This window comes from Psychroflexus lacisalsi (genome assembly GCF_020164495.1).
Classification (GTDB): domain Bacteria; phylum Bacteroidota; class Bacteroidia; order Flavobacteriales; family Flavobacteriaceae; genus Psychroflexus; species Psychroflexus lacisalsi.
Window position 1 is genome coordinate 1 of sequence record NZ_JAIQYZ010000009.1, and the last position, 4,379, is coordinate 4,379.

Here is a 4,379-nt window from a genome sequence, read left to right on the forward strand (position 1 = left end):
TCCGACGAGCAGATTGCGAGAGGAAGGCATGAAACAGGAAACTGCGAAATCTACTGTTCTTGTGCGCCTTTAATGCCTGTAAGCACAACAAGGCTTGTAGAGAAATCTATGAGCGTATAGTAAACAAGGGAAAGAGCAAGAAGTTAGCACTGATTGCAGTGGCTAACAAACTACTAAAGCAATGCTTTGCGATAGCCAAATCAGGGCTACCGTATGATGAAACTTACGTGTCTGTATTGCCGAAGTAAAGAGTACAATAGAAAGGAACAAAAAAGTTCAAAGAATCCATTAAAGGAATCTATGAGCCTAGAATAATTATGTCTCAAATTAATTAAGAAAAGAGTTGTTTTTTACCTCAGTTCTTTGTTAGCCACTGGCTTTTCTTTTCCGCAAACTTGCTAGCGTTGGCAGAAGACATACTCTTTTGTAATTTTTGGCGTAGCGCTGGCTTGAGCGAATTGCAAATGTGTATGGCTTTAAGCGTTGGCTTCTTCCATTATTTTTATTTCCTCTTCTGTTATTCCGTATAATTTAAATACAGTTTTGTCAATATCAGAAATCAGTTTCTGTTTGGTCAAAGCATCAGATTCATCTTTCATTGAAAGCAATTCATTAACTTTTGTTATTAGTTCTAAATTATTTGTGTCAGCTAAAGGTGAGTTTCTTAAATAAATTGGCTTTATTTCGTAATCAAAATATCTTTTTGAATACAACCAATTAAAAAGTTTAGAATTGATAATACCTAATAAACCTTCCAAACTATTTTCTGGTTGTGCTATTATATTAGAAATTCTATTGAGATTATATTTTTTGTCATAATCTATAGTTGCAACAATTCTCTCCTTAATAGAAATATTCCTAGTTCTCACAACAAGTATTTTCGGCTCTGTAAAGAATTTTTCATCTGGTAAGGTTCGACCTAATTTGCCTTTGCTTTTAACAAATTCTTTGTCGTACATAATGTATCCATCAGTTCTGATATTTCCATATTTTGAAACTCCTGTTCCCGGAACCATAGGATGATAACTACTATCGATTTTTGAATCAGAAATTAATTCAGATTTAATGTAGCCTGTATTTATTCCTACGCCAAAATCAAAACCTGATTCGATTTTCGGAAATTTGGTAATAAGGCGATTTACAATTTGATATTCTTGGTCGTTTAAAAGATAATCAAAAACAACAAATTCATTAGCCTTAAATCTTTCAGAGTTAATTAAATATGGCTTCGTTTCATTTATTTCGATTGGTTTGTTAGGGACAATAATTTTTGTTGGACTTTTGGATTCACTTTTTCTTAAGATATATATTACTGAATCTACAGTAGCTTCATCAAAAACGTTTCCACCCAAAGGAATTAATGATTCAATTGTTGAATTATTTAAAATAAATTCTCTTGTTTTTTCAAATGATGTTTGCAATAGAAACGAAGAGTTCGTTATTAGTGAACTGTAACCATTTTCTTTATTTAATTTTACGCCTAACTCAATAAAAAATTTGTATAAATCGAAGTTGCCTGTTGTATTAAAATAATTAGCTCTATAATAATCTTTTTGGTTAGCTATTTCTGCATTTCTATATACATAAGGCGGATTACCAATTATAGTATCAAAACCGATAAAATCTCCATTGTCATCTAAAACTTCAGGAAATTCAAAACGCCACTCGAATGCTTCTTCGAAAATTTTATTGTTTTTAATTTCTTCTATTATGGTTTCTAATTTTTTAGAATCTTCCGCTAGTTGTTTTAGCTTTTTATTCCAAGCTGTCTTTTCTCTTTTGGTCAACTCAAACATTTGAGTTTGATTTGTCATTCCAAATATTTCGCCTTGTAATTTCTTCAGCTTCTTAACTTTTGGGTCGTTAAGAGATATTTCACTTCTAAAGTCGTTCTTTATTTCATCAATCAGTTTTTCCATTTCTCGTTTCTGCTCTTTGTTTTGAGCATTACGATAGGTGTCAACTGCTATTCTATAGCTATCAATAGTCCATTTACTGCTTTTTAATGCCTTTTTAAGGTCAGCATCTAATGCAAAGCGACTTATAAGAGAGTTACCACATTTGATATTAATATCAATATTTGGAAGTGTTTCTAGTTCACTTTCATTTTTGTAATAGGCATTTTTAAGTAACTCTATCCAAAGACGTAAACGACAAATTTTTACAGAATTTGGGTTAATATCAACACCAAATAAACAGTTTTCAATAATGGTTTGCTTTTCGTGAAATAGTGTTTCTTGTATGCGCTGACTTTCTTTATTTGTTGGATTGTATTCAAAAAGTTCTCCATCTTCATCAGTTACTATCAATTCGTCATTTACAACTTCAAATACGTATTCTTTCAGTCGTTTTCCATCTCTATCTTGTAAAATTTTAAGGTCGTTTTTAATGGCGATCATTTCATTAAGTGCAGAAACTAAAAAATGACCTGAACCAACAGCTGGGTCGCAAACTTTAAGACTATTTATAATGTTGTTTGCTTCTTGTCGGTCTTCAATTTTATCGTAAATCGAATCAATGTCTTTGCAGTTCCAATCTTTGGTTTCATTAAATTTTTGAACAACCGCTTTTCTAATGGTTTCACGACACATATACATTGTGATAAAACCTGGTGTAAAAAACGAGCCATCTTTATAACCATTAATTTTTTCGAAAATTAAGCCAAGAACAGAAGCGTTAATTAAGGTTTTATTGTCTTCTTGGATTTCTTCTTTACCTTCACTACTAAAGTCATAAGCATTTAGAAATTCAAATAAATATTCGAGTGCATTTAAATTCCCTGTTAGTTTTTTTCCGCTTTTGCTTTTTAAAACGGTTGAAGAATAAATTGGAATTGTTTTATCATCACGCAAATTGCTAATAAATAACGTTCCGTGTTCAATTCCTGTTGGTTCAAAAAGTGAACTATTTAAGTAAGGAACTTTTGCAAAAAGGTCTGTTACGTCTTCGTTTCTTTCGGATTGTTGTTTAGCTAGAACTTGAAAGAAGAGACTATTTAAATCATCATAGTTTTGAATTTTATCAATACTCAAAAATTCATAGGATTTATCTCCTTTATGATATGTTTTTAGTTGAGCTTCTAGCAGTTTAAGGAATAGAATTCTGTTTATCCACGTAATACTTAATTCAAGTCCAACATTGAATAAACGTTCTTCTTGGGTTGTTCCAAAATGACTAGGATTGTCAAGCCGGTTTATCTTATCTAAACTGTCTAGTTGAATTATAGCATTTTCAAGAAATGAACCTGTATTTCTTTCTCCTTTTTTATTTCTTTCAATTAGTTTTTTACTGCTATCTTTTGTTTCAGATAGTCCAATGATGTGCAACAATTCGCCATAAAATCTTTTGTCAAGACTATTGCTGTCATTTGCAAACGGTAGTTTTAATAAATGCTCTGGCGATAGTAATTTAAAAAGCGAAATAAGTTTATTGTCGTCTTTCGGATTATCATTACGAAGTGGTTTTTCATATTCTCGAATATCAAAAAAGGTAAATTCAATATCTTGTTTTAAATCATTGATGAAAGGTTCTGCAATTTCTTTGTAGAAAAAATCAGTTGTTTTCCCTGCTAATCTTCCATTTTCAAAATCATTGAATTGTTTAACCAATCCTTTATTTTGAGCAAATTGCTTTTCAAATACGTTGGAATCAAAAATGAACCATTCGTTAATATTTGTAGCAACTAAATATTTTATTTCGAGATTTTTATGAGTAATCCGTTCTCTTAAATAGTAGAGTACCAATTCTTGAAATGCTTTGACATTGATTTTAGATTTTGTCAGCATTTCCGCTTTGTTGGTTGGCTTTTTTGCCTCAATGATTACTCCAACAGTACTTTTCGCTTTTTTTCCGTTGTGAATTACAAGGTCATTTCGTCCTTTTGTATTTATAAAATTATTTGGTTCGTAGTAGGTTTTCTTTAAAAAGTCGATAACGAGATTCTTATGAAATTCTTCCGATTCAGTATCATTTGTTCGGTCAAGTAACTGAATCAAATTTGTCTTGAAATTTTCAATTTCCGTTCTGTTCGGTTTTATTTTTAAAAAGGCTTTATTTATTGCCTTTCGTGGTTTCAAGATATTTAACTCCATATATAGTATTCTCTCTGTCAGTTTTTAAATTTAATTCTTTATTCTCAATATCATTCAGAGCGTTGGCAAAAAAACAGCTCTTTTGGTTTTTTCAGCGTTGGCTTATGTGTCGGCAAAAAACCAAATGTGCTGTTTGCGCGTTGGCTTTTCAGCTTGTGGCTAACGTAAAGCGGATATGACCCGTACCGAGTCAAGACCTTAATGTAAAACTACTACAATTCTTCCAATTGTAATAGTTTATTAAAACATGCCGGAGGAGGTATGGGTTATATTCGCCAGTTGTGTTTA

The 4,379-nt window shown here is 31.4% G+C and carries 1 protein-coding gene and 1 pseudogene; one reads left to right on the forward strand and one right to left on the reverse strand.

Features of this window, described 5'->3' with window-relative positions:
* Window positions 1-32: 32 nt before the first annotated feature.
* Window positions 33-248, forward strand: a pseudogene (locus LB449_RS14140) (IS110 family transposase); the annotation flags it as partial.
* Window positions 249-476: 228 nt separating this feature from the next.
* On the opposite strand, the gene LB449_RS13630 reads toward LB449_RS14140, so the two are convergent.
* Window positions 477-4,091, reverse strand: coding sequence for a DUF7149 domain-containing protein (locus tag LB449_RS13630; RefSeq protein WP_224455675.1), 3,615 nt, complete (start codon window positions 4,089-4,091; stop codon window positions 477-479).
* Window positions 4,092-4,379 lie beyond the last annotated feature (288 nt).

Excerpts from the sequence above, each read along its gene's own strand:
- LB449_RS13630 (WP_224455675.1), bottom strand. The coding sequence starts at position 4,091 with ATGGAGTTAAATATCTTGAAACCACGAAAGGCAATAAATAAAGCCTTT.